Consider the following 1,848-nt stretch of genomic DNA (forward strand, 5'->3'; position numbering starts at 1 on the left):
ACCGACAGCGACGGCGACACGGCGCCGGCCACCCTCACCATCGAGATCGTCGACGACGTTCCGCATGACATCGCGCCGGTTGCGATACACATCTCCAACGACATCGGTGCGACGGGGACCGCATGGTTGGATGTCGATGGCAATATCGATAATAATACCGGCGCGGATCAGCTTGGTACGGTTACTTTTTCGTCTGCGCTGAGCGGCGACAGTGGTCGTACCTCTAATGGTGCGACAATCTACTATCATGTGAGCGATGACGGTCAGACCCTGATCGCCACGACTTCAACAGATACTCCCGACCCCGGCCATACGTCCAATTGGGTATTCGAAGCCACGATCAATCAGGACGGCAGCTTCACCACAGCGAACGACGCTTATTCGGTGACGATGTACGGCAAAGTTGATGCCAGTGAGCATGTTGACTTTACCGGCTCAGGCTACGACCCGATCGGCGGCAATACACATTGGGTTGGTTTCGTACCGAAGGCGTCCGATAGTTCGCAAGGCCTGCTTATTACGCCTACGGCTTCGGGGGGCACGATCAACGCCAATGATCAAAACCTTGGTGCCGGACCTGGTAATCGCTCGATTGGAAAGAGCGAAGGTGTCCAACTTGATTTTGTAACCAACTTGACGGGAACTCCGGGCAGTGGCGGAAGCGGGTACACGACGGGCCTCAATGGTACCGCCAACCACCAATTTACCGATCATTATCTTGTTAATGGAGTGAGTTCCACATTCGTGGACACGTCCTCATCAAAGGTGGTGTTTTACGCTGGCGACGCGAATGATTTCGACGGGAATCCGGCAACGCCGGAAGACAACGTCGTCAAGGGCGACTACACTCGCGAGCCGATTACGAAGGTGACAATCAGCCACGGAAATGACGCGGCTACGATCGATTTTTCCGCAGGAAACACTAAAACTGTCGTGGTCGATGGTTTTTCCTATACCGTAGTGCGCGATACTAGCACTAACGGGGTCACTATTACTGGTATTACAGCAGACACTAATGTGTCAATATTTACTGCTGACATGTATACGACGTTAGAAATTCGGCATGTCGACGGTGATCCCTTCCTTCTGAAAGGCTTCGGAAGTACAACGATTACAGACGATCCCGTCAGCATCTCCCTTCCAGTTGATCTGACGGATGCAGATGGTGATGTAGCGCAGGGCACGATCGGCATCACATTCGATCCAGTCAACCAGACGATGATGGGCACAGCCGGCGCTGACCTATTCAGTGCTTCACATGCAAATAGGATTGACGGTGGGGCCGGCAGCGATACGGTCTCCTACCAAACTGCCCTAGCTGCTGTGGTCGCGAGCCTGGACCCGTCTGTCGTAAATGCGGGCGATGCGGCTGGCGACAGCTATACGTCGATAGAGAACCTCATCGGCTCGGTGCAGGGAGATAAACTCTATGGTGACGGCAATGCCAATATCCTGCGAGGGCTGGGCGGAGACGATGAACTGCACGCAGGCGGGGGGAACGATCTTCTCATCGGCGGCCCCGGCGCTGATAAGCTCGACGGCGGGACCGGTATCGACACGGCTTCTTATGAAGGGTCTAGCGCAGGTGTCACCGTCAACCTGGCCACCAGCACGGGGCTGGGTGGTGATGCGCAAGGCGACACGCTTGTGTCGATCGAGAACCTTGTCGGGTCGGATCACGACGACACCCTGACCGGTAATGATGCCAACAATAGTCTCTACGGCGGGGCCGGCAACGATACGCTCATCGGCGACCTAGGCAACGACACTTTGATCGGCGGTTTAGGCGATGACATTCTTGTCGGCGGGCCCGGCAAGAACATCCTGTACGGCGGAGAGGGGGCGGAC

Annotated in this window: 1 protein-coding gene; it reads left to right on the forward strand. The window is 55.9% G+C overall.

The features are described 5' to 3' along the window. Positions 1-1,848 (forward strand): calcium-binding protein (locus ACFOHJ_RS18710; RefSeq protein ID WP_378223298.1); only part of this gene is annotated, 1,848 nt, incomplete at both ends.

The organism is Aquamicrobium soli, from assembly GCF_042646345.1.
GTDB lineage: Bacteria > Pseudomonadota > Alphaproteobacteria > Rhizobiales > Rhizobiaceae > Mesorhizobium > Mesorhizobium soli_A.